Origin of the sequence: Pararobbsia silviterrae (genome assembly GCF_003628125.1) — a bacterium.
GTDB lineage: Bacteria > Pseudomonadota > Gammaproteobacteria > Burkholderiales > Burkholderiaceae > Pararobbsia > Pararobbsia silviterrae.
This window is the reverse complement of the sequence record NZ_RBZU01000019.1, coordinates 1-21,929: the sequence shown is the minus strand read 5'-3', so window position 1 is coordinate 21,929 and position 21,929 is coordinate 1. Positions and strand designations below refer to the sequence as shown.

Annotated in this window: 26 protein-coding genes; 10 read left to right on the top strand and 16 right to left on the bottom strand. The window is 62.9% G+C overall.

Features of this window, described 5'->3' with window-relative positions; all coding sequences use genetic code 11:
- Positions 1 to 82: 82 nt before the first annotated feature.
- From D7S86_RS26985 to D7S86_RS29330, 6 genes are all read right to left on the bottom strand, one after another.
- On the bottom strand, positions 83 to 2,686 hold the full coding sequence (locus tag D7S86_RS26985) for a lysozyme family protein (protein ID WP_147432500.1): 2,604 nt from the start codon (positions 2,684 to 2,686) through the stop codon (positions 83 to 85).
- 413 nt (positions 2,687 to 3,099) lie between these two features.
- Positions 3,100 to 3,510, bottom strand: a complete 411-nt coding sequence (locus tag D7S86_RS26980) for a hypothetical protein (RefSeq protein ID WP_147432499.1) — start codon at positions 3,508 to 3,510, stop codon at positions 3,100 to 3,102.
- Positions 3,511 to 3,578: 68 nt separating this feature from the next.
- Positions 3,579 to 4,019, bottom strand: a complete 441-nt coding sequence (locus tag D7S86_RS26975; RefSeq protein WP_147432498.1) for a hypothetical protein — start codon at positions 4,017 to 4,019, stop codon at positions 3,579 to 3,581.
- Positions 4,020 to 4,034: 15 nt separating this feature from the next.
- Positions 4,035 to 5,756 carry a phage tail sheath subtilisin-like domain-containing protein gene (locus D7S86_RS26970; protein ID WP_121091224.1) on the bottom strand — a complete coding sequence of 574 codons (1,722 nt, stop codon included), beginning with the start codon at positions 5,754 to 5,756 and terminating at the stop codon, positions 4,035 to 4,037.
- 9 nt (positions 5,757 to 5,765) lie between these two features.
- Complete coding sequence (locus D7S86_RS26965) at positions 5,766 to 6,164, bottom strand: hypothetical protein (RefSeq protein WP_121091223.1); 399 nt, start codon at positions 6,162 to 6,164, stop codon at positions 5,766 to 5,768.
- A 23-nt stretch (positions 6,165 to 6,187) separates the two neighbouring features.
- Positions 6,188 to 6,739, bottom strand: a complete 552-nt coding sequence (locus D7S86_RS29330; protein ID WP_147432497.1) for a hypothetical protein — start codon at positions 6,737 to 6,739, stop codon at positions 6,188 to 6,190.
- Positions 6,740 to 6,790: 51 nt separating this feature from the next.
- On the opposite strand from D7S86_RS29330, the gene D7S86_RS26955 reads away from it, so the two are divergent.
- A complete protein-coding gene (locus tag D7S86_RS26955) occupies positions 6,791 to 7,969 on the top strand; it encodes a hypothetical protein (protein ID WP_147432496.1) in 1,179 nt (392 codons plus the stop codon).
- Here D7S86_RS26955 and D7S86_RS26950 read toward each other — a convergent pair.
- The 10 genes from D7S86_RS26950 to D7S86_RS26905 all read right to left on the bottom strand — a co-directional run bounded on the left by D7S86_RS26950 (position 7,966) and on the right by D7S86_RS26905 (position 16,710).
- Positions 7,966 to 8,616 (bottom strand): hypothetical protein, encoded by a 651-nt coding sequence (locus D7S86_RS26950; protein WP_121091220.1) that lies wholly within the window; start codon positions 8,614 to 8,616, stop codon positions 7,966 to 7,968. The two genes, D7S86_RS26955 and D7S86_RS26950, sit on opposite strands and share 4 nt — an antisense overlap.
- Position 8,617: 1 nt before the next feature.
- Positions 8,618 to 9,466 carry a hypothetical protein gene (locus tag D7S86_RS26945; protein WP_147432495.1) on the bottom strand — a complete coding sequence of 283 codons (849 nt, stop codon included), beginning with the start codon at positions 9,464 to 9,466 and terminating at the stop codon, positions 8,618 to 8,620.
- A 105-nt stretch (positions 9,467 to 9,571) separates the two neighbouring features.
- The gene (locus tag D7S86_RS29680; protein WP_158602101.1) at positions 9,572 to 9,943 is read right to left on the bottom strand and encodes a hypothetical protein; all 372 of its coding nucleotides are present in this window, start codon (positions 9,941 to 9,943) and stop codon (positions 9,572 to 9,574) included.
- 89 nt (positions 9,944 to 10,032) lie between these two features.
- A complete protein-coding gene (locus D7S86_RS26935) occupies positions 10,033 to 11,481 on the bottom strand; it encodes a hypothetical protein (protein ID WP_121091218.1) in 1,449 nt (482 codons plus the stop codon).
- 39 nt (positions 11,482 to 11,520) lie between these two features.
- Positions 11,521 to 12,273: a hypothetical protein gene (locus D7S86_RS26930; RefSeq protein WP_121091217.1), complete on the bottom strand. Its 753-nt coding sequence runs from the start codon at positions 12,271 to 12,273 to the stop codon at positions 11,521 to 11,523.
- A gap of 8 nt (positions 12,274 to 12,281) precedes the next feature.
- The gene (locus D7S86_RS26925; protein WP_147432494.1) at positions 12,282 to 13,139 is read right to left on the bottom strand and encodes a hypothetical protein; all 858 of its coding nucleotides are present in this window, start codon (positions 13,137 to 13,139) and stop codon (positions 12,282 to 12,284) included.
- Between the two features lie 43 nt (positions 13,140 to 13,182).
- A complete protein-coding gene (locus D7S86_RS26920) occupies positions 13,183 to 13,404 on the bottom strand; it encodes a hypothetical protein (protein WP_121091215.1) in 222 nt (73 codons plus the stop codon).
- A gap of 21 nt (positions 13,405 to 13,425) precedes the next feature.
- Positions 13,426 to 14,568: a hypothetical protein gene (locus D7S86_RS26915; protein WP_147432493.1), complete on the bottom strand. Its 1,143-nt coding sequence runs from the start codon at positions 14,566 to 14,568 to the stop codon at positions 13,426 to 13,428.
- Positions 14,569 to 14,614: 46 nt separating this feature from the next.
- The gene (locus D7S86_RS26910) at positions 14,615 to 14,962 is read right to left on the bottom strand and encodes a hypothetical protein (RefSeq protein WP_121091213.1); all 348 of its coding nucleotides are present in this window, start codon (positions 14,960 to 14,962) and stop codon (positions 14,615 to 14,617) included.
- Complete coding sequence (locus tag D7S86_RS26905; protein ID WP_121091212.1) at positions 14,959 to 16,710, bottom strand: phage portal protein; 1,752 nt, start codon at positions 16,708 to 16,710, stop codon at positions 14,959 to 14,961. The genes D7S86_RS26910 and D7S86_RS26905 overlap by 4 nt, the downstream gene beginning before the upstream one ends.
- A 268-nt stretch (positions 16,711 to 16,978) precedes the next feature.
- Between D7S86_RS26905 and D7S86_RS26895 the strand changes: the two genes are divergently transcribed.
- The 9 genes from D7S86_RS26895 to D7S86_RS26865 are packed head-to-tail and all read left to right on the top strand — an operon-like array spanning position 16,979 to position 21,848.
- Positions 16,979 to 17,704: a hypothetical protein gene (locus D7S86_RS26895; RefSeq protein ID WP_147432492.1), complete on the top strand. Its 726-nt coding sequence runs from the start codon at positions 16,979 to 16,981 to the stop codon at positions 17,702 to 17,704.
- A gap of 52 nt (positions 17,705 to 17,756) precedes the next feature.
- Positions 17,757 to 17,933, top strand: coding sequence for a hypothetical protein (locus tag D7S86_RS29675; protein ID WP_158602100.1), 177 nt, complete (start codon positions 17,757 to 17,759; stop codon positions 17,931 to 17,933).
- The gene (locus D7S86_RS29325; RefSeq protein ID WP_147432491.1) at positions 17,926 to 18,147 is read left to right on the top strand and encodes a hypothetical protein; all 222 of its coding nucleotides are present in this window, start codon (positions 17,926 to 17,928) and stop codon (positions 18,145 to 18,147) included. Before D7S86_RS29675 ends, D7S86_RS29325 begins: the two co-directional genes overlap by 8 nt.
- A 6-nt stretch (positions 18,148 to 18,153) precedes the next feature.
- Positions 18,154 to 18,684, top strand: a complete 531-nt coding sequence (locus D7S86_RS26890; RefSeq protein ID WP_121091209.1) for a hypothetical protein — start codon at positions 18,154 to 18,156, stop codon at positions 18,682 to 18,684.
- A 14-nt stretch (positions 18,685 to 18,698) separates the two neighbouring features.
- Entirely contained in the window at positions 18,699 to 19,205 is a 507-nt protein-coding gene (locus D7S86_RS26885; protein ID WP_121091208.1) for a hypothetical protein, read from the top strand.
- Between the two features lie 15 nt (positions 19,206 to 19,220).
- Positions 19,221 to 19,661, top strand: coding sequence for a hypothetical protein (locus D7S86_RS26880; protein WP_121091207.1), 441 nt, complete (start codon positions 19,221 to 19,223; stop codon positions 19,659 to 19,661).
- Positions 19,658 to 20,872, top strand: coding sequence for an RtcB family protein (locus D7S86_RS26875; protein WP_121091206.1), 1,215 nt, complete (start codon positions 19,658 to 19,660; stop codon positions 20,870 to 20,872). The genes D7S86_RS26880 and D7S86_RS26875 overlap by 4 nt, the downstream gene beginning before the upstream one ends.
- 2 nt (positions 20,873 to 20,874) lie before the next feature.
- A complete protein-coding gene (locus tag D7S86_RS26870; RefSeq protein ID WP_121091205.1) occupies positions 20,875 to 21,189 on the top strand; it encodes a hypothetical protein in 315 nt (104 codons plus the stop codon).
- Complete coding sequence (locus D7S86_RS26865; RefSeq protein ID WP_121091203.1) at positions 21,186 to 21,848, top strand: hypothetical protein; 663 nt, start codon at positions 21,186 to 21,188, stop codon at positions 21,846 to 21,848. The genes D7S86_RS26870 and D7S86_RS26865 overlap by 4 nt, the downstream gene beginning before the upstream one ends.
- Positions 21,849 to 21,929: the final 81 nt, after the last annotated feature.

Genomic DNA, 21,929 nt, shown 5'->3' with positions numbered 1-21,929 from the left:
GCCGTCGACGGTGCTTCGCCCCACGTTTTTTCTGAGCAAGACCTGAATACCAGGCGTATGCGAGGTGATGTTTAGCATTGCGCTATTGCCCGGTGACCGATACGTACTGCGTGCCCGAGCCGCGCGGCACGTTCACCGACGTGTTGAGCGTCTTCTTTTGGCCTGTCGACGCGTCCAGAACGTTGAAGTTCATGTCGACGACAACGGTGTCGGTTGAGCCCGACGACGGCGCCGCTTTCGCCGCCTTGGACGAAGACGAGGGATCGCTCGTCGGGAGCTTGTTGTCCGCCTCGGGAATGATCTGCGGGCCAAGCTCATTTACGCCGCCCGCCTCCTCGACCTTCGCGATGTAGCCCGCGCCGCGCACGGCCCGATTCGGATCCTTGGGGTTGAATCCACCGTAGTCGAGCAGCGCCTCTTTCACGTCTCCGTTGTGCAAAGCGATGAGGTCGCTCAGTTGGCGAGCAGACCCGTCGGCCTCAGACGCGAAGTCGCCGATCTTGACGCCGTAGCGCTTGATCGTTCCTGGCATCTCCTGAAAATTCCCGAGCGCGCCGGCAGACGATGCCTTCGTCGCGTCGCGACCGTACGACGATTCCGTGCCCCATACGCCCTTCAGCAAACCCGCAGGCAAGTTGTACTGCTCCTCCATGCTGGAGATGACCCGCTGCTTCTGTGCGAGCGTGTAGGACCCGTAGTTGTTCCATTGAGCCGGAGTGGTGCCGCCCGGTCCCGATGGATGAACGCCGATGTCGAGCGAGTTCGATACTTGGTCGGCGAGGCCGCCCGCGCCGCTCGTGAAGTAATTCACGAGCTTGTCGATACCCCCCTCGATCGTTGTGAGAACGGTCAGGGCTTTATCGCCCACGCCGATTTCGAGGTCATCGACGCCGGTGCCGAGCTTGCGCATTTGCGTAGCGGTCGTTTCGGTCTGGCCCATACTCGCGACCGCCTTCGCGATCGCCTGCTGGAACGTATCGAAATCGCCCGTGGCGTGCGCCTTCTCGAGATCGCTCTTGGCGCTGTCGGAGAGCGCAGAGTTGCCGGTGCGCTGCTGGAGATCCTGGTAGATCCCGTTCAAATCCCACATGTCGCTGGCGCCGGAGAGCCGGCCAAGCGTGGCCAGCCCGGACCCATTCACGTCGTTCAGCGAGACGCCGGATTTTTCAAGAAGCTTGCCGAGCTTTCCGTAACTAGTCGGATTGGCACCGAGCAGCGCCGCTGCCTGATCCTGTGTCGAAAGCCCGTACAGGTTCTGTGCCAAGTCGAGCTCAAGTTCCTTGTTGCCGCCCGACACCTTGTCGGCATAGGCACGGATTGCCTCCATGTTCGTGCGGTCGGCGTTGGGACCATTCGCGAGCGCGGACATGCGAGCGTCGTCATTCACGAACTTGGCGTAGGTGCTGTTCGGTGCAAATCGCGTGCGTGGCGTCGCAAATAGGCCGCCCGAAGCAAGCTCGCGCGCCTCGAGCGGGTTCATCGTCGTGCCGCCCTGGTCGTTGAGCGCCTGCATGATGAAGTTCTTCCCAGCCTCGCCGGCGGAACCCATGTTCATCATCGACGAATTGGCCTGCCCGAGAATCGCCTGCGCGACATCGGGCGTCATGCCGACCTTGTTGTCACGCAGCATGGACGTGAAGGCAGAGCCTTCAGCGCCTACATTCGGCGCGTATAGCGCCAGGCGCGACGTCGAGGAGGAAAGCGACTGGATCGCCTGGATGACCTCCTGCGGGAGCGCCTTACTGCCCGCGCCGTTGATGGCCTCGGCGATGTACGTCGCGAGCTGGCGATGGTCCGTCGCAGGGTCGATAGCGCGCATCTGGCCTTGGAAAGCCAGATAGGCCGACGGGTCCATGCCATACGCGCGCGCGGCGCCGACGCCGAACTCGGTCGAGTCGTGCAACTCGTTGCCGACGATTCCGTGCGAGGCCTGCAGATTTTGCTGCTCCAGACGCGCGAACTCAGCCGAATTGACGCCGAGACTTACGCTGACACCTTTAGCCGATTCCTTGAGCTCGTCGAAGCTGAATCCCAGGTCACCCATCTGGCGTTTTAGGGTGTCGAGCGTCATGGCCCGATCCTTCGCCATATCGATGCCGTTGGAAACGGCTTTCCCGGCCGCCAGGCCGCCCGCGATGACCGCGCCGATACCTGCCCCCTTCAGGAGGCCGCCAACGCCGCCCAGGATGTTGATGCCGCCCTCATCCGGATCGACGCCGGCCTTCGCGCCGGAAGCGGCGCCCTTGATTGCACTGTTGCCGATCTGGCCGGCCGCGCCGCCCACGCCGCTCGCGAACGATTGAGCCGCCTGCGTGCCGACACCGGGGCCGCGCGTCGAGGATTGCGACTGACGATCGCGGGGGGCAGGTGCCGGGTTGGGGGTCGCCTGGCCGAACGTGTTTTTCGTGTCGAGCGATGTGCCCTGCGTCGCGAAGGCGATCGTGCGCGCCTTGAGCGACGCCGCGATCTTCGGATCGATGTTGAGCCTGTTCCAGTCGATATTGAGAATCCCGGCGTCTGCGTTTTGCCCGCTGTTCTTCAGCGCGTTACGCAGACCCGTGGATTGCCGAATGGCGTCTTGAAACTGCTTCTGGATCTTCGCAAGATCCTTGGAGACGGCCTCGAGGCCCGGGGCCTTGTATTCGACCTTGTTCGCGTCGGCGACCGACTTCGCGAGCTTGTTCATCGCGTCGGCCATGACGTTGATGGCCGCTTTCGCGGCCCCAACGTCTCCGGCTACCCCAATCCGTACGTCCGTCACGCGAACCCCCTGATTCTTCGATTTCTACAGGGTGATGTCACGACCCGGGGCCGAGATTCGAGAGGTCGGTTACCTCCTCCCAATCGTCGATCGCGCGGATTTCTTCAGGGGTTGGACGGTGATCCGGCGCCGCGGCTTCGGGTGCGCGCCGCGGCTCCGCACCGACCTGATACTCGATCGCCACTTCGCCCGATTCCGCCTCGGCCTCGATCTGCGCGATCGTGTCGTCCAGGTTGAAATTGTCGTCTTCGAAGTCGCTGCCGTTCTTTTTCGCGTCGAAGTAGTACGCCCAATATTCGGCCTCGATCTGCTCAGGCGTCGCGCAAAGAAAACGAGGATCAGTCGGCGCCAGCCGATACGTTCGGCGGAACCACAGCTCGTACGTCTTCGCCAGCTCCCGCCCCCGCTCCCTCGACCGCCGCCGCCGAACCAGGTCGAAAGGAGCGCTCCTTTTCGGTCAGCGCGATATAGACTTCGACCAGGCGATCGTCGAGCTTCTCGTCGACGATCGGGTCCATGCGCTCGATGTGGAAATCCGCGGGCTGCTCGACAGCGAGCACCTTGATGCACGCGAACGCGAGCGCCGACACGTCGGTCATGCGTCCCTGCTCGTCGTAATTGCCGCCGGTGAGCTGCGCGTAGATGCCGCGAATCTTGAATTGATCGGCCATCTGACGCCGGCGGAACAGATACCGCCCAACGCCTTTGACGTCGATGTGAAATTGGGTCTCGTCCTTTTGACTGCGCACTTTCCTCTACCCCTGATACCTGCACCATTGGAAAAGCCGGCCCCACGCAGGCGGCCGGCTGTGAACGCTTAGAAGCCCGTTCCGCTCACGTCCAACGCCATGAAGCGCGCGTTTTGGACAACGATCGCGTGCTTCGAGATCTGCACGCCGCCCGACGCGTACGAGCAGCTGATGTACTTGCGGAGCAAGCTGCCGGTATCGTTGTCATAGACTTCGATATCGAACACGTTGCCCTGAAGTACCGCGTCGCCGTTCTCCATCGCGACGCCCGCCGCGATAAGGGAGCCCGTCTTGAGGACCATGACCGACACATTCAGCGTGTGCCGCGCCATCGTCGGGACGTACTCGATCGCGTGGATATCGCCGACGCCCGAAGCGGGATCCGGCGCGTAGTCGTCCTCGGCGTCGATGTTTTGAATCAAGCCGACGAGGATCCCGCCCAGATACACCTTTATCCGGTTACCGGATTGGGTCTGGACGTTGGTCGAGGTCGTTGCCGTCGTTGCCATTCTTTTTTACCCCTTTTAGGCCGACGCCGAGCCGCTATACGGCACCGCGTAGATCGTGATGCCGATGTAGTTCGCCGGCAGGACAGGAGCGCACTGGAACGACACGGCCAGCACCGTGCCCGAGACGGACGCGGTGATGTTCTGATAGGCCGGGTTGTCCGCGTCGCCGACGATGACTTCGGGGCCGTTCGGTGCCGGCACCGCGAGCGCGCGCAGCGTCGAATCGGTGATGCTGATCGCGCGGCCCATGAGCAGCGGGCCGTTTTTCTGGCCGCGCAGCACGTCGAGATTCGTGCGCACCGTGCGCGCGATGTAGTCGCACGCGAAGCCCACCGACTGTTCGACCTTGTCGTACTTCTGGTCGGTCAACCAGGTCGAGATCGACTGCGTCACCTTGTAGCCGGACGCCGTGTTTTCGAGCGGGATCACACCACCCTGGATCAGCGCATCCGTGTCGGTCGGGTTGAGCAGATCGCGCTCGAGGCCCGCGAACTTCATGGCCTTGTTCGTCAGCGCGGTGCCGGGCGCGGACGCCGCAAATGCACCCGTGAGCGCGCACGCGCTGATGTACGGCGCCCACAGAACGAGAGCGTCCGTCGCGCCGGTCAGGTCATAGTTGTAATGACCCAAGTTGACGAGAGACGTACGGTTCGAATTGATCTGCTTGGCGTACGCGATCGCGGCGTCGTCGGACGTCGACAAGTCGGTTCCGCAGATCGCACGACGCTCCATGCGACCGGTCGTGCTCATGTACTGCACGTGCGCGTCGACCATCGCCCAGATCGTCGGCGTCGGCGAGACTGGCGTGATCCACTGCACATCGGCCGCCTGCATCGCCGTGAGCGTGTCGTTCCACGACGAGGTCGTTGTCTCGCCGTCCGAACCGCCGGTAAGGTACGTGTAGCCGATGGGCGTCGGGAGCGTGCCCGCGTTCGTGCCGCGCGCGGCAGTCACGTACGTCTGCGCGGAGCCGTTGAACCAGTCGACCAGCGCCTGCAGCGTTGCTTCGACCGTATAGGCCTGAAGAATCGGTACGTCGGTGACGAAGTCGAGCCCGTTGAGCGACGGGTCGTTCTCGTAGCCGCTCGCGATGACGGCCACGAAATCGTTGAGCGTGTTGATGTGGTCGACAAGCTCCTCGATCGTCGAGAACGTGGTCAGGTCGACCGTCGCGACGACGGTCCCGGTCGGCGCCGAGAGAGTCAGCGACGTTCCGGTGATCGACATCGAGGCGGTTTCCTCCTCCCCGGTGTACTGGACCGTGAGCGGCTCGCCATAGATGTTGTCGGCCGTCGTGATCGTCGAGCCCACACCGATGCTGACCTTGAGGCCTTGCGTCGAGCCGGCGCCGATCGACGTCTTGATCGTTGACGTCCACGCGCCCCAGTCTTGCGACGTGAGATCGATGACATCGTTGCCCGACGCGTCGAGCAGCGACAGCGTCGATTGCACGGCCGGATTGACGCGGAACACGACCACCTGCGACGGGCCGCCCGTGTCGTCCGAGCACGCGAACGTGCGCAGCACCGCCTGCTGCAGCTCGCCGCCGCGCAATGTGGCTTGCGCGACGGAGGGGTCACTGAAGACCAGAGCGACGTTGGGCTGTCCCCCTTCCGATTCGCCCAGAATGCAAGGAAGGTTCGACGTCGAGGCACCGGCCGGCGTCATCGCGTCGTCGTTGATCGCCGACACGGTGGTCGGCGTGATGTACTCAGTACCGTTGAAGTAGTACGACATCGCTAGTCCTTAGAGCTTCTTGGTTGCGAACGCGGCGTAGCGAGTTTTGAAATTCGCCTCCGTGTCCTTGAAGTGACCCGCGGCCGTTTCCTCGAAGACGAAGCCGTGCAGCAGCGCGACGCGTTTGTCGATGGCCGACGTCTCCATCGCGAACTGCTTGAGCGTGATTTGCGGAGCCGTCGCCGCGGCGGCCGTGCTCGTGGTCGCGGCGGTGGTCGTCGCGGTCGTTGCCGGCGCTGCCGCAGCCTGGGTAGCGGTCGTCGTCGCCGCGGCGGCCGAAGCCGTCGATGCTTCCGTGCTCGCCGCCGGGGTCGTCGCGGCAGCCGCCGCGGTGGATGCAGCGGCAGCCGTTGCGGTGGACGTATCCGTCGAGCCCGCAGCCGTACCCGCTGTCGTTTCGTTTGCCATTTCGATGAGTCCTCAATGGAGCGTTAAAAGGCGGCCCGAGCGGACCGATCGGGGAAATCGGGGGTGAAAGCGGACGAGTCGATGTCGGTGACGACGTTCGAGCTCGAGGTGACGACTTCGGCGGGCGCGAAGCACGAGAACGTGCCGACGGTCTGATAGACGGGCACCGGATACGCAGCCATCTCGTCCGCGTCGGTTTGCGAGAAGTCGATGCGCGTCATGCCGTAGCCCTGGAAAACAGGGAGATTCCCGATCACGAGGCGGCGCAATGCTTGGCGCATGGCGATGCGCTCGTCGGCGTTTTTCGACCAGCCAACGACCGAGATCTGCACGCGAGCGATCCAGCCCTGCGTCTCGAGCCATTCGTTGGTGATGAGGTCTTGCACGTCGGTGTCGAGGAACTCGCCGACACCGCGCTCCGCGCTGCCGTCGTTGAGGACGTGCACGGTCACGAGAGGCCATGGCGTCTCTTCGAACGCAGGGGGGGCCGTTTTGACCTCGATGACGCCCTCTTTGGGGCGTAGGGTCTTGCGAGCGACCTCGTTCTCAAGACCGACCGTCAGGCGCTCGCGCAAGACCGTCAGCACGTCTGTGCTGCGGTCCTCGTACGCAATCTCGGGGGTGCCTTGGACGACGGACGACAAGACCCATTCGGTACCGTCGAAGATGAAGTCGCCGTACGTGTAGGTGGTTCCGTTTTTCAGGCGATGCGCGTCGACCGCGTACACGCCGTCACCCTGATAGACGACGACCGAATGGGCGTCGTTGGGTCCGGAAAACGAGGTGTCCGTCGTGCGCAGCACGCGGCGCGCTACGTTGCCGTCCGCGGGATCGAAAACGATCTTGATTGCGTTCCCGATCGGGAGGGGGTCGAGCATGGAAATCGTCATGCACACAGACTCGCGTCACGACCTCGTGACGGAACACTGAGCGCAGGAGATTTACAAATGCCCGATTACTCGATCAAGCTCGACCTTCCGACAATTTCGGACGTCGATCGAATTTTCAACAAGCAGGTATTTCCGCTGGTGGAACAGGCGGTGCGCGCCATCGCGCAAGAGATTCAGTCGAACTGGATAGACGCGATCGCGGCCGCGCCGATTTGGCAGGGATACAAGCAGCCCTATATCGACAGCATCAAAGTCGACTATTGGGGATCCGGAATGCGCGCCGAAATCGTCAGCGACTACAAGCTCGCCGAACAGATCGAATCAGGTATGCCGCCGCGCGACCTGAAGACGATGCTCGACACGAGCATGAAGGTGCGCCGCACGCATGATGGTCGGCGATTCCTCGTGATCCCCATCCGGCACAACACGCCAGGCAATACCGCGCACGCGCCCGCGATGCCGACAAGCGTCTATGAGCTTGCGAGCCAGATGCGAGCGTCCGAAGTCACCGGGACCGGGACGCGGCCGTCCGGCCAGACGACGGTCATGACACCAGGCAGCGGGATGGCACCGTCTCCGTTGCAGACCCCGTTCGCATCCAACATCGCGACGAAGAAGACCTACCTCGTCCCGAATCACAGCTATCAATGGGGTGGACGATTGAAGCGCGCGGACCTGACGGCAGCCGGCGTGTCGCAGGCTGACCAGCGCAGGTTCGCGGGAATGGTGCGGATGAAGGAATCGACCGGCGGCACGTCATATCTGACGTTCAGGACGATGGTGGAAGGATCCAGCGGATGGGTTATCCCCGCGAAGCAAGGCCTTTACATCGCGCGCGGCGTCGCCGAGCACATTCAGCCGATCGCGCAAGAGGCCTTGAACGAGGCCATGCGTCGCGAGTTGGGCAACGACTAGCGATTGAACAGGTCCCAGTCCCGCAGTACGACCTTGATGGGCAGACGGGATCCCTGGTTCATGCGGCGGTTCTGCGGGTAGTTCCCGAAGCAGAAATAGTCGATGTGGCGAAGGCCCGTGACTGAATACTGCACTCCCTCGGGCGGCGCGTTTGCGCCCGCGGCCCACGTAAGCGTGCCGTCCGCATTCACCGTCGGGAGATCGCCGTCGACGATCGTCGCGGGCGTCCCCGCGAGCCAGAACACACGCGAGAGCGACACAATCGACCCGAGCAAACGTTCGATCGTGGCGCCGCGCCGCAGCGGCACCGAAAAGCGGTTGGTCTCGTTGAGCGCGGTCACGCGGTCATACTGGCCGATAACGTACATCGGCGAGTCCTCGGCCACCGTCACGACGACGTCGCCCTTCTCATACAGCCCGAACTGTGCCCAATCGCGCTGCGTCTTAGCGCCAGAGAGCGCGGCGACGCCCGGCACCGGAGCGGCGTAGATGCGCCCTTGCCCGTCGCACACGGGGCACGCAGGATCCGGCTGCCCGGAGTTCGGATCGACGCACGGGCACGCGTTCGAGCTGTACCACGCGTAGTCTTGCCCGATGACGCCGTTGCCGCCGAGGAAATTGTTGAAGTCGTCGGGATTCAGCTGCATGTCAGCCCACCAATCCCATTGCACCGTGAATTTGCACGAACAGGCCGCCGTTCGCGCCCTTTCCGCCCTTCAGCACTTCATCGATGCCGTCTTGCCACACCTTGTAATCGAAGCTCTTGGACTGCGACAGACCGTCGGCCGAGATCGACGCCGAGGTGGGCAGGAACGCCATGCGCAGCAGCTTCATAATCGCCATGCGCTGCACGACGTCGACCAGGTCGTTCCAGTGTTGCGCGAACGACGTTACGACCGTTCCGCTCGCATTTGTGAGGCCGCAGCGATAGCGCATCTGGACGGCTTGCGGGTAGACCGTTCCGCCCCACATCGCGACCGCGTACGCGCCGACCGGCGTGACGGGGGCCGTCGTCGTCGGAACGAGCTGCAAATCGCCGTACTTGCTGTCGAGCCGGATCCAGTCCTCGGGCACCGTGTAGTCCTGCAGGAACGGAGCCGGGAAAACGATCTTGACCGAATGCAGCTGCTGAATCGGGGCGAACGGCAGCCGCATATAGCCCCAGGCGTCGTTGCGGAACAGGTCGGGGTCGTAGTCGAAGGCGGACACCAGCGTATAGCGCGTGCCCGCGGCCTCGAACGCCGCGATTTCGCTCGGGTCGCAGTTATCCGGGAGAACTTCCACTGCGCCGAAGAACGTCTTCAGGATGCGCTCGGCCTCGGCCTCGGCAGCCATCAGCTTGTTCCAGAGAGTCGTGTCGCTGACTTTGGACAGGTTGATGAGGCCGCCGGCGCTCATCGAGAGCATTGCGCGCAGATCGGCGATCGCGCATGCGGCATCGGGAAACAGCGCCGACACCATGGTCGTGCCGGAGGTGGGATCGGTCGAATCGGTCATGGCCATAGCGAAGGAATCGGCTTCAATTCAAGCAGGATGCGATCACGAAAAAAATGCGTCGGGAGGCGAACCTCGCGACGCACTTCTTACGGCAGAGCTGCTTGATTACTTCGTGGCAACGTCGCTCGACGCGGCAGCGGGGGCGGCAGCGGCCGTCGCGGCCGCAGTCGTCGCCGTAGCCGTAGCCGCGGTCGTAGCGGCAGCCGGGGCGGCTGTTTCCGCTGCGGCCGCCGTCGCAGCGCTAGGCGTGGCAGCGGCGTCAGCGGTGCTCGTGCTCGACGTATCGGTCGCGGCACCCGTCGCAGCAGGTGCGGGCGCGGCCTTCTTCGGCGCGAACGGGAGATAGCCCTTGATCTTCAGGAATTCAGCTGCGACGTCGTCCTCGATTTCCTCGGACACCACGCCGAGCTTGTGCGTGACGAAGCTCACACCATTGATCAGCGTCGACGCGTTCGGCAGCGTGCAAAGAATCTTCATTCTCAAACCCTCTCAGAAGGAGAGCCCGCTAGGGGGCTCTCGTGTTCGTCAAAACCTCAGTGAATGCCCCGGCTAGGGGGCTGCGCACCTTAGCCGAACGGCTTCCAGGCAGCGCGCGTCGGAACGATGTTCTTCACGACGACGTGCTGGTTGCGCTTCGTGATCCGCAGATATCCGCAGATCATTTGCAGCCACGGGATGATCGGGCTGTTCACCGCGGCCATCGGGATCTTCATCATCGGCAGATACTGGCGCCAGGCGATAGCGTGGTCTTCCGCTGCCAAGTTCAGGATGTATGCCCGCGTCGAACCGGGGATTTCCGAGTTCGTGTCGACGTACGTCGTCGTGCCACCCGTGGCCTTCGGAATGCGGATCATCTCGCGCATATCGGTCAGCGCGTTCGTGCCGTTCAGGCGGCCGCGATAGATCACGTAGCCCGTTTCGGTTCCGCCTGCCGACGCGGCGATCGCGAGCGAGACAGCGCCGCCCGAGACGACCGCAACCTGTGCCGATACGAGCGCCTGCGACTGGCCGTTCTGGTTGATACCAGCCACGGCGTAGTAGTAGTTGCCCGCTTGCGAGGCTTGCCATGCCGATCCGACCTCGGTCGCGACAGCCGTCGGCGTGACCGTAGCGGGCTTGAACGCGTTCGCGGCGGCGATTGCTTGGAGCGCCGGCGAGACGGTCTCGAACGGCTTCTTCAGCTTGTCGTCACGGATGAAAACGTCGTTGCGCGTCTTGATCTCGCCGTAGGTCGTCTGGATGCCCGACACCGACGTACCGCGAACCGTGTTCTGCGCGCCCTGGTTCAGCAGCACGCGGAATGCCGGGTCCAGGTCTTGGTTCAGGTCCGTCTGCACGCTCGGCGGAATGAAGATGTCCGTCGCGCGGCCGAAGTTGCCGTAGCCGTAGATCACCTCGGCGGCCGTCGCGATCGCATCGATCGAGTTCAGCGGTGCGCCCGCCAAATCGATGATATGGTCGTCCGAGTCCAGCGAATTGATCTGCGCGTAGATACCGTCGAACGAGAGCGGCACCACCGACGAATCGCCTTCGAACATCGTGAATTCGATATCCGTGAGCAGCTGCTTCGTGCCGTTGGTCGTTTCGATCGCGGTAGCGTCGACGATGTTGTTCTGGCGTTGCAGCACGATCGGGATCGAACGATAGGTGGTCATGTACTTGACCTGGCCGACCATGCGTTCGTAGTTGCCGTTCGTTTGCTGCGCAGCGCCGTCCTGGGTATTGAACGTCGAGCCCAGGAAGCCGCCGATGTCATGCTGTTCGGTCCATTCGTCCAGCACGGCCGTCGCGCGGGGCTTCGGCAGCATGTTGAACAGCACGAAGTGGTGGTTCTGCTGCACGGTCGCTTGCAGATTCAAGTCGAGCGACTGAATACGCAGCGCCGAGCCACCGGTCATGCCGTCGACGTCGGTCTCGTAGCCTGCCTCGAGCGACTTCTGCAGTTCAGCCAGTTCGTCCGTGCCCATCGCGCCAGCGGTGGAAATGCCGGAAGTATTGCCGGGTTGAAAATCCATGGTTCTCTAAGACCTCCGAAAAGTCCCTGTTGGCGGGAATTACTTGAAAATGCGGTCGAGCAGCGCTTTCGACACTTGCTGCCCGGCGTTGAGAGTTGCTTCGATGCGCGAGGCCTCGGAGCCGGAAATCGCGCCGGACTGCATGGCGCTCAATGCCTTCGCGAGGATCTCGGCCTTCGACGGCTGGACGGGGTCGGTGCCCGCGTCGGCGCCGACGGGCGGCTTGTGCACGACGAGGGTGGCCGCACGACGCCCGCGGCCTTCGTTACCGAACGTCGCGAGCGATTTCGTCAGTTCTTCGCCTGCGGCCTTCAGGGTTGCGATCTCAGCTGCCGCAGCGTCGAGTTGCTTCCCGAGCGCGGCGTTGGCCTTCTTGGTCGAGTCCACTTCGGCGGTCAGCGTGTTGACGATGCTGATCACCGAGCCGAATGCCTTCAGGAACTGCTCGCCGTCGGCAACGCGGGCGCCGCTTTCGGCAGCGAGCTCGGCGCGCAACGACTTGATGAGTTCGGTGCCGTCGAAACCTTCGAGCGTCGTGCCGTCTTCGAGCGTCAGCGAGAACGACTTCGCGAGGGGGTTGTCCTCGTCTTCCTCGTCGCCTTCAGCCGGCGTATCGCCAGCGGATGCGTTGGGATCCTGAGCGGTCGTGTTTCCATCGCCACCGGCGGCGGCGCCATCCTTCGCGGCAGCCGCGACCGCTGCGTTATTGATCGGCTCCGTGGGTGCGGCCGACAGCGACTTCGCGAGGTCGTCGGCACCCTTGATCAGGTTCTGCAGTTCGTCAAACTTCATCAGTGCTCCTAGTTCTCGCGTTTGAGGTCATCAAGAAACCGCCCCACGTACAGCGCGGCGTCGGCGTCAGAAAGACCGAAACGCGCGCCGGCCTCCCGTACCAAAGAGGTTTTGTCGCAAGCGGCGATTTCGCCCTTCATGAAGGCGCCTGCAAGCTCGTCGCGGAAGTCGCGGTATGACTTGCTCTTGCCGCCCTGAAGCGACTGGATGCGCAGCGCTTCGCCGCCGGTCATCGACGCGGAGTCGGTCGAATAGCCAGCGGTCAAGGACTTGCGTAGATCGATGCCCGCGGCTCCCCAGCACTTGGTGAGGACGCCGATCGGCATCGTTGAGACTGTTTCTAGGTCAGGGTTCACGGGCGTGCGCGAGAACCCGACGTTCGACCACCGAACTTTCGTGATCACGGGGTACGGCTGCTGTGTTTCCGGGTCGATTGCGATGCTCTTGCCGAGAACGCCACCGCCGACGGACGGGTACCAGTCCTTCGGCGGATCGATCTGCGTGAGAGACGACCAGAACAGATTTGCTTTCTCGGCAGCCGGTCCGGTGCCGGTGTAGATCTGGCCCTTGACGAAAGTGCGCGTGCCATCGACACGCACATCGACGGGCTTGCCGATTTCGTACGACTCGTACATCGGGATGCCCTGCTTCGCGCCGATTTGCGTGAAGTGTTCGAGATCCAGATTTCCGAACTTGAGGTAATACGAGGCCGACTCCTCGAGGGCCTTCGCGAGCAGTACTTCTCCCTGCAGGTCACGCGTCTGATTCGACGCTTCGAGATACACGAAGCGAGCGTCACCCTCTGTCGCGGGTGTCGCCTTGAGCATTTGCGACACGCTGAGAAAATCGGGCAGCGTGCTCAGCAATGCTTCGTTGTTCGTGTGCGGAGTCATGAAGGCAATGCTCGCGTCACGACTTTTCTGCGGGGAACTTGTCGCGCAAGAAGTTGCGCAGCCCGATTAGCTCGATATCAACGCGACGGCAGCACGAGTTGGAGTGCTTGACCTTCCACGCGTCGACCGAGATATCTGAGGTGAATTTGAAGCCGCGACCATCGAGGCCATCGAACGTGGCGCCGTTCGATTTGATATAGGCCGCGAGGTGTAGCTCGTAGACGGTGAACTTGTGCATGACGCCATTACGGCGTCACGACTAGCGAAAGGATTCTGCGAGCTGCTCGGCGGACCGGCGGTGCTTAGCGAAATGCGCGTCCAGCCACTTTGCGAACGACGGATCGTCGGTCGGCTTCGCGTCCTCGACGGGAACCCAGATACCGCGGCAGTGGGGATGAACGGGGCCGGCTGGCACCGTCCACAGTTCGGACTCGGCGCGCGGCACCAGGCCATCATCGGTGCGCTTCATCTTCGCGCCAGATCGGCCGATGTTCGATTTGCCGACCCAGACCTCCGTGTCCCAGTTCTTGTCCTTCTTATCGGGCGACACGACGGTGAAGATGCGGCCGTGGATTTTCCGGCAGAAGTCGCACGAACCCACGTACTGCTCGACGCGCCGCACGCGGCCGCCCGGCGCGACCGAGGCAATCATGCCGTTGCCGGCGTTCTCGGCGACCTCGGTGAGAGCGATGCGACGCCAGTCACGATTGAGCGCAGCGAACTCGTCGACGAGCTGCGTTTGCAACGCCGATTCCGGCGGTCGATCGCCGAGCAAGCGCTGCTCTTCGTGATTCATGATCACGCGCTTGATTCGGTGCCGCGTCGCGTCGTTGATCGCGGTGATGTTGTCGGCGCAGCGCTCGAGCCCGAAGTCGATAATCGCCTGAAGCGAAGGCGAAGGGCTGAACTCGCGTTTCGCCTCGGCGACTGTGCTCGGCAGAGCGGCAACGAGTCCCTCCGCCTGCGCGGCGTTCAGATTTGCGATGTTCGCCTGCACCTTTCCCATGAAAGTGGAGCGTACCGTCAGCCACTCCGCCTCGCTATATGCGACCTTGGGTGGCATGTAACGGCTCACGAGATAGTCGACCAACAGGCTCCAGTCGGCCGCCGTGAATTTCTCGGGCGGCAGGTTCTCGAGATAGATGCGCACGAGCGCGAGTTCGTTCGCATCCAGCCGGCCGACCGAAAGCACGGGCCGTCCGTCGACACCGAGCCCGTTCGGAATGAAGCGCTTGCCCGCGACCCATGCTTTGAGCTCGGTCTGCACCTTGTCGAGCTGCAGCAGGCCGCGCGACGAGAACAGTTCGACGAGCGAGCGCACGAACGGGCTCTCGTGGAGCGCCCAGATGTCGTGCGACAGGCCGTCCGAGCCTGACAGCGCCTTCGCGATCGTGCCGAGCACGTGGTCCGAGCACGCACACGAAAGCGGGCCGATATCGAGGAACACGTTATTTTTCAGCATTGCCCTTCTGCTTGCCCGATCCGCCGTCCTTGTGCCCGGTGACTTCGTGCCAGCGCACGTCGTGCGCGCGGCCCTCTTCGTCCTCGACCTTGCAGCCATGCTTTCCGGTTGCGCGGACCTTACCCGAGCCGACGAAAGTGCCGGCCTTGAACGTGACTTCGTGGTCGTCCTTCACCACGTCGGGCCCGAATTTCTGCCCCACCTTGTGCTCGGTGAGGATCGACAGGAGACCGGCCAGAGGGTTGCCGTCCCCCTGCTTGTTGATCTTCGAGGCCTTCCCTGCCTTGGGAGACTTCGCCGGCTTGATCGCCTTGAAAAATACGGCCGTACTCATGCGAGCATGTCCTCAGTCGAATAAATGGGCGGCAGATTGAATGCCTTTCCGAAGTCCTCGCCCGGCTGCTCGCCGAAGCTAGATTCCGATCCGGGCGCTGCGTCTTCTTCGGGGGTGTCGTTTTCGTTGGGCTCGGCGTCCGGATCTGCGGCCCGCGCGCCGCCTGCGCCGGTAGGAGCACCCGGGGCGCCGCCGTCGGCACCTTCGGCCGGCTGCGGGCCGTTGAAGGCCATCCACGGCTGAATCAACGCGGGATTCACCGGGGCATCGCCGAGCGGACCTTCCATCGCCTCGTGCCCTTCCTCCGCGCGGATCTCGTTGACCGTCAGAACGAGCTTGCGCATTTCCTGTTTCGCTTCCTTGTCCTCGGGGTCGAGCCCCGTCCACCGGAACACGAGGTTGTCCGAGTACTCGGCGATGAGGAAATCGCTGAACAGGTTTTCGTAGTGCGCGAGCAGAGGCCGCAGCCCCGAATCTTTGGAGGCGGCCAAGCGCTCTGCCGTGTCCGAACCCGAAAGAGGCGACGTATTGCCGCCCGAGAAACTGTCGAAATTGATCTCCGCCGGCGACATGCCCCACAGCGCGCAAATGATCGACGTCAGGAACGTCATCCACTTCGCGAAATACATTTCGTTGAATTCGACGCCGAATTTCTCGAACGTGGCCTTCGCTTCGCTGTTTTTGGCCGCGAGCACGGGGAGCGTCCAGGCGTTGCTCACGCCTTTGACAAGCGAGTTCCAGTAGCGACGGAAGGCCTTCAAGTCTGCTTCGCTGTAATCGCCAACGAGGTTCAGGACGCCCTTGGGGATCTGGTTCGAGTCGAAGCCCTTGATGTTGTACGTCATAGCGTTCAAGTAGCCCGACACGACGCGCACGAGCAGCTCGGTCTCGGAGATGCCATAGCCCACCGCGTTGACCTCCGTGCGCGGGTTGCGCGGCTCGTAGATCAGATCGTCGTGGGTATAGGCCGCCGTGATGCGTCCTTCCACGAGCTGAATCGCGCAGATGGCCTCATTCCCGTGAAAGCCGTCCTCGGTGCAGAGGCGGATCGTCGCGCCGTCGACCGGGTAAAACCCGTCGATGCCCAGCTTCTTGTTGCGCTTCCATTCCGTCTCGATCGGCGCCGAGTCGAGCACGAGCGAGTCGCGCACCGATTTCGCCATGAACTGCGAGAGCGAGTCGCGGCGCAGCGATTTCCGAAGGCGCGGGTTGAATTCCCACCCGCAATTGACCATGAAGCGATTCAAGAGCCCGATCGACTCCTGCTCGGCCTTCGTGAGCTGGTGTTTGCGGTCAACGTGCCGGATATCGAATCCGGGGGCGTCGACGCCCTTCTCGGCGACGCGGCAGAAGCGCTGAACTTGCCGAACGCGCGTCATCGCGACAGCGTTCAGGATCGGTGTCTTGGCGACCATGAGCCGCAACGAGTCATACGACAGCGCGGTCGGCCGCTCCCAGAAATCGCCCTGGATATTGATCGTGAACCCGTCGAGCTGCACGGACTGCATGCCGCGCAACTTCTTGCGCGCGGCCTCGCTCGGGAACGGCGCGCCGTTGTCCGCGATGGCCTTGGCGAACGGCTCGTCGAAACTGTACTCGGCAAATTGAAGAATCTGACGAACGTGCTCCGGAGGCAGCAAATCCGACTGCGTCGGCATGTATTCGCGCTGCAGCGCGCCAAGCGCTTCGGAGCGCTCGTCTTCGGGCGCGGCCCCGTCAAAGGCTGCGGACGCGGCTGAATCGGACATAACACCCCCATGGTTTTAACGATGAGTTTGTAGTCACGACTCCGGCCCTATCCGCGCCCCGAATTCTTCCTAAATCGAAGAAATATTTGTTGCCGGGGTTACGCATTGCGTCAATAATCTGCTTTGTACGCAGAATTGGCGAGGCGCAGCATGGAAACCACGTTGCAGAGCATCGAGCAATCCACACGATTCGGCGAGTTGACGAACGCCAGGAAGATCCAGGGCTATCGGTCGCAAGCGTGCTGCTTTTCATGCCAGAAATCGGGGTTTGAGAGCGGCACTCAGAGCCGAGTGTCGAAATGCCGAATCGGTGGATTCACGATCGTGGCGAACGGCGTCTGCGATCAGTTCGCGCGCACCGAGTGACCCAATCCAAATAGGAGTTCAAGTGTCGAAAGCAGCCATCAAGCAGGCCGCCACGAAGGCAAAGAAATCGATCGCTCAGGCCGTCGCTCCGGCGGTCGAGGAGATCGCAATCCGCGACGCACACACCGCGCACACCGCCGGCTACCTGACCGCGATCCAGTACGTCAAAAACTTTCTGACGAACCAGGCGAAGTCTTTCGGCGACGCCATCAACGAGTTGCATTCGCACGAGCAAACTCAGATGGCGAACCTCAGACTCGGGATCGATCGCGAACTCGCAAAGCGTCGCGTGAAGCTCAACGGGCGTGAAATCCGCACGCAGATTACGGAGCGCGGCCCGCTTATCCTTCTCTCGCCGCCGATCGACGAAGCGATCGCTGCTGCGGCGCGCATCGCTGCTGCAGCGCCCCAGGCCGACGCGCAGTCGAAGCCGGCGCCCGCGCCCAAAGCGAAGCGCGCCATCAAGAAGCCGGCCGTGCCACCTGCTGTCAAGGCAACGGATGCGCCCGTGGCTCAGCCCAAGCGACGCGGTCGGCCGCCGAAGACGATCGCGGCCCCGAGCCTTGCGCCCGTCGCAACCGCAGCCGCCCCGAAGAAAGTCCCGCGCGCCGTCGGCGCCCCGCAGTAATCGCGTCACGCCGCGCGCATCGCCCGCGCGCGGCTCTCAGCACGAATCCACCATGAGCAAGCGATCCCGAGAAAAGCATGCGCGCCCCGCGTTCGAGCCGATCGACAGCGGAACCCCGGACGACGAGTCGAAGTGCGCCGAGTGCGGCTTCTTCGAGAAGGAGCCGGGCCGCGATCTGTGTACCGAGTGCATTGGAATGGAGCGCGCATGCGCCGCGGAACATGACTAAGGCCGATGCTCGAGCAGAGTTCTTCTGCTTCACGTGCTCGCGCCACAAAGACGTGGCGCACAAGGCCGTGGATCAGATTTCGAAGAAGCCGATCTGCAATTCGTGCGATGCGCGGCGCGCGAAGCGCCCGGCGGCAAAGAGCCTCACACCGCGTCAGGTAAAGCGCGGGCACTCGGCGATTTTCAACCACCTTCATCGCATCGGCGAACTGTAGTCGTTCATGAGCAAGCGATTTGGCCGCAATCAGCGGCGCCGCGCGCGCGAGCGGATTTTAGAACTTGAGCATCAGGACGCTATCTCCCGACGCGCGATCGGCGACAAAACGAGCGAGCTTCGTGTCCTACGCGAAGAGATCGCGCGAGCGAAGCGAATCGCGGGCGAGTACAGCGCGGCATTCGATCCGCAGACGTTGGAATTAAATGGTCCGGCGACTCAGTTCGTGGAGCTGTTCGGACGATTCGGCGCGCTGAACAACGTGGATTATGCGTCCGTGATGGACGCGGTGTATTTGCCGGGGCGCGCCATGCGCGTCGATCCGAGTCATGCGTTCAGAACGCTGACATTGCCGGTCATCCTTGCGCACGCGTTCGATGACATGCGTGGAGCGCGCCATGTGCGCGTGACTTACTGCGAGCAGCGCGTCGGCTATGCGATCAGTCCCTTGACGCTGGCCAGGATTCCGTTTCGAACCTTGGTCCACCAAATATCGGATCCGATCGCGCGCGAGTTGAAGCGCATCGCAAATGAATGAATGGAGAACTATCTATGAGCACTCAGGACCCCCGCCGCCTCACGCGCGAACAGATTTCGATTCTGTACTCGAACGTCGCGGGCATCGCCGTCGCCAAGTTCAACGAGAAGGGCGAGATCCCTCCCGCCCTCATGCTTGCGACGTTCGAGCCGACCGAAATTCTCATGGTCGAGATACCGATGCAAATGCTGCTCGGACTGTACGAGGTCGCGCCGGAGAATGCGGTCGAGCAGCAGCACAACATTCTGCAGCGCTTTCTGGCAGGCATCTTCGACACGGCGAGTGCACTGCGTGCGTCGTTCGCGGTCCCGCCAGACGCCGTCGTCATGGTCGCGCCCGGCGGCCCGCGGGCGGGCGACGAGATCCCCGCTATCGAGTTCGTGTCCGTTCAGGTGATCACGCATCACAACGGCACCTGGCACGGCCGCAACCCGATCGTCGACGGAAAGGCAACGCTCAACGAGCTTTGCGAACCGCTTACGGTCGCCGTCGCCGCAGCCGCATCCCCCACCACGCATTGAAAGGAGCCAATCAACATGGACGCATCCACACTCGCGGCCGCTCTTAGCGGGGCCCAGATGGGGGACGAGATCAGTCGCGAAAAAGAGGCGGAAGCGAAAGCGCACGGCCTGGTCGTGGTTTTCGGTGCAAGCGACGATCTCATGGAACTGCGCGGCGCTATCCACGATGAGGTGTCTTGCTACGACGGCGGAGAAGCCTATTTCACCGCGCTCGGGTTGCTCACGAACGAGTGCGAGGACGACGATTGTCCTCACTTCGCGAAGCTAAAAGACGCTGCCGCGGTGGTCGAGGCTGTGTGGTCTGAGGGCGAATATTCGTGGGTCTATCGGACGGACATCCCGCATGCGACGTTCGAAGTGCTCGAGGACGGCGAGAAGTACTGCCGCGGGATCGTGTTCCACCTGGATCACGTGCGGCACGCGATGAAAAACCTATCCAACACGGAACAGCTATGAAGCAAGTCATTCGCGAGGACGGCGCGCGTCCGATCAAGATCTGGACCGACGACATCCAGGACGCGGCCCTCACGCAACTCAAGAACCTTGCGCGCCTTCCCTTCATCGCTGGCAACGGCGTCGCGTGCATGCCCGATGTCCATGCTGGAATTGGCTCGACTGTCGGCACCGTCATTGCGACCGACAAGGCGATCATTCCTGCCGCCGTCGGCGTCGATATCGGTTGCGGTATGAACGCCGTGCGCCTCTCGCTGAAGGCTGCGGACCTGCCGGAAAGCCTGACGGACATTCGCCATCAAATCGAGCGCGACGTTCCGCTCGGCGCTGGCGGCGCGCACAAGCGCGATCAGGAGATCAATGCAAACCTGAATCGCCTGCCGACAATGCCGTCAGATCGCATGCAGGACATTCTCGCCGACCGCATTTTCGGTGGAAGCATGCCCAAGGCGTTCACTAAGGCGGCGTCGCAACTTGGCACGCTCGGCAGCGGAAACCACTTCATCGAACTCTGCATCGATGAGAGCCAGGACGTGTGGATCATGCTGCACTCTGGCTCGCGCGGCATCGGCAACTTGATCGGGCGCTACTTCATCGAGAAGGCGAAGCGGCGCATGGAGCAGTATTTCATCAGTCTTCCCGATGGCGATCTTGCCTACTTCCCGGAGGAGACGGACGAGTTCAACGACTACGTCGAAGCCGTCCAGTGGGCTCAGGAGTATGCGCTCGAGAACCGCCGGGTGATGATGCAGGCCGTCATCGCCGCGGTGCGCCGGCACATTCCTATCGAGTTCACCGTGACGCAGGAGGCGATCAACTGCCATCACAATTATGTGATGCGCGAGAATCACTTCGGAAAGAACTTGTGGGTCACGCGCAAGGGCGCGATCCGCGCGCGCGCCGGCGACCTCGGCATCATCCCCGGATCCATGGGCCAGCGTAGCTACATCGTGCGCGGCAAAGGCAACGCCGAGTCGTACTGCTCGTGCTCGCACGGCGCTGGGCGCCGCATGAGTCGCACGGAAGCGCGCCGCCGGTTCCAGGTCGCGGACCTCGTGTCTCAGACCGAGGGCGTTGAATGCCGGAAGGACGACAGCGTTCTCGATGAGATTCCGGGCGCGTACAAGCCCATCGACGAGGTCATGGCGAATCAAACCGACCTCGTCGAAGTCGTTCATGAGCTGAAGCAGGTCCTTTGCGTGAAGGGGGCCTGAGGATGCGCAGCGAGAACCCTGGCGAGCTGCATCGCCTTCCTGTAGGCGCCGTCGTCATTTACACGGACAAGCTCGCTGAGCTGCGCGCGAAGCTTGTGATCGTGCAGCTGACGCGGGACGAAGAAGGCACCCCCCTGTATGTACTCGGCGAGAAGCCTATCGCACCGCCGCCGCCCGAACACACGATGTTTTCGCGCCCCTACCTCGCATACCGGATGCTCGTCGGCTGGTTTGTCGGAGAGGCGGTCGCAACGAACATCAAGGACACCGACGAGCGTGTGAAGGTGCGGCCGTTCGACGCGGAGCGCTTCGCATGACGGTCGACGCGGCGATTCAGGCCGAAAGCGATCGGCCCGTGCTCGTGGACTGCGCGAGCGGCAGTCCAAACCTGAATTGCATCCTGGGCGTGACGCGCGAGCGCGCCGCGCGCATTGAGGAGCGCAATTTCTACGTCGTCACCGGATACGTGATGACGCACCACGCGCTCGCGAAGAAGGCCGTCGTCGACATGGGGTCCGTGCGCTGGTATCCGAACTTCGACGAGTTCTCACAGATGATGCTCGGCCGGAAGATCACGGAGGGGCCCGGCACGCCGCCGCCGGGTTGGACGGCTGACGAGCTAGGCGTTTCGGCTCCCGTGCCCGTCATCGTGCCACAGAAGGCGCCGGCGCCCCCATCTCGCCCGATCCTGACTGCCGCACCGAGCGCGCGGCTTCTCGAATCGACTGAAGCCGCACTCGGCGAACTCGCACGCGAGGTGGGATGCGTATTCAACGAAATGATCCCGCACAACAGCGGATGGTTCGTGCCCGGGCAGCCGACGGCATACGCAAGCGCGTACGACGCGATCCGGGCCCGCTTCGCTCGGCTTGAGCAAGGGCGCGAGCCCGTGAGCACGGCGCGCGAATCTCGTCCCGACGTACCCGCAGCGACGTCCACCGTCGAGCCCGCTATTGATCAGGGAGCCCTTTTCTAATGTCACGCCCCGAACAAGCACCAATGAGCGTCGCGGAGGCGTCCGAGCGCCTGGCTGCGATCGCCGCGCGCGCGCGCGCGC

Bases quoted from the DNA above. Each gene is read 5' to 3' on its own strand.
- D7S86_RS26985 (WP_147432500.1), bottom strand. From the start codon at position 2,686: ATGAACAAGCTCGCGAAGTCGGTCGCCGACGCGAACAAGGTCGAATAC.
- D7S86_RS26975 (WP_147432498.1), bottom strand. From the start codon at position 4,019: ATGGCAACGACGGCAACGACCTCGACCAACGTCCAGACCCAATCCGGT.
- D7S86_RS26970 (WP_121091224.1), bottom strand. From the start codon at position 5,756: ATGTCGTACTACTTCAACGGTACTGAGTACATCACGCCGACCACCGTG.
- D7S86_RS26965 (WP_121091223.1), bottom strand. From the start codon at position 6,164: ATGGCAAACGAAACGACAGCGGGTACGGCTGCGGGCTCGACGGATACG.
- D7S86_RS26950 (WP_121091220.1), bottom strand. From the start codon at position 8,616: ATGCAGCTGAATCCCGACGACTTCAACAATTTCCTCGGCGGCAACGGC.
- D7S86_RS26945 (WP_147432495.1), bottom strand. From the start codon at position 9,466: ATGACCGATTCGACCGATCCCACCTCCGGCACGACCATGGTGTCGGCG.
- D7S86_RS29680 (WP_158602101.1), bottom strand. From the start codon at position 9,943: ATGAAGATTCTTTGCACGCTGCCGAACGCGTCGACGCTGATCAATGGT.
- D7S86_RS26935 (WP_121091218.1), bottom strand. From the start codon at position 11,481: ATGGATTTTCAACCCGGCAATACTTCCGGCATTTCCACCGCTGGCGCG.
- D7S86_RS26930 (WP_121091217.1), bottom strand. From the start codon at position 12,273: ATGAAGTTTGACGAACTGCAGAACCTGATCAAGGGTGCCGACGACCTC.
- D7S86_RS26920 (WP_121091215.1), bottom strand. From the start codon at position 13,404: ATGCACAAGTTCACCGTCTACGAGCTACACCTCGCGGCCTATATCAAA.
- D7S86_RS26910 (WP_121091213.1), bottom strand. From the start codon at position 14,962: ATGAGTACGGCCGTATTTTTCAAGGCGATCAAGCCGGCGAAGTCTCCC.
- D7S86_RS26905 (WP_121091212.1), bottom strand. From the start codon at position 16,710: ATGTCCGATTCAGCCGCGTCCGCAGCCTTTGACGGGGCCGCGCCCGAA.
- D7S86_RS29675 (WP_158602100.1), top strand. From the start codon at position 17,757: ATGAGCAAGCGATCCCGAGAAAAGCATGCGCGCCCCGCGTTCGAGCCG.
- D7S86_RS29325 (WP_147432491.1), top strand. From the start codon at position 17,926: ATGACTAAGGCCGATGCTCGAGCAGAGTTCTTCTGCTTCACGTGCTCG.
- D7S86_RS26890 (WP_121091209.1), top strand. From the start codon at position 18,154: ATGAGCAAGCGATTTGGCCGCAATCAGCGGCGCCGCGCGCGCGAGCGG.
- D7S86_RS26885 (WP_121091208.1), top strand. From the start codon at position 18,699: ATGAGCACTCAGGACCCCCGCCGCCTCACGCGCGAACAGATTTCGATT.
- D7S86_RS26880 (WP_121091207.1), top strand. From the start codon at position 19,221: ATGGACGCATCCACACTCGCGGCCGCTCTTAGCGGGGCCCAGATGGGG.
- D7S86_RS26875 (WP_121091206.1), top strand. From the start codon at position 19,658: ATGAAGCAAGTCATTCGCGAGGACGGCGCGCGTCCGATCAAGATCTGG.
- D7S86_RS26870 (WP_121091205.1), top strand. From the start codon at position 20,875: ATGCGCAGCGAGAACCCTGGCGAGCTGCATCGCCTTCCTGTAGGCGCC.
- D7S86_RS26865 (WP_121091203.1), top strand. From the start codon at position 21,186: ATGACGGTCGACGCGGCGATTCAGGCCGAAAGCGATCGGCCCGTGCTC.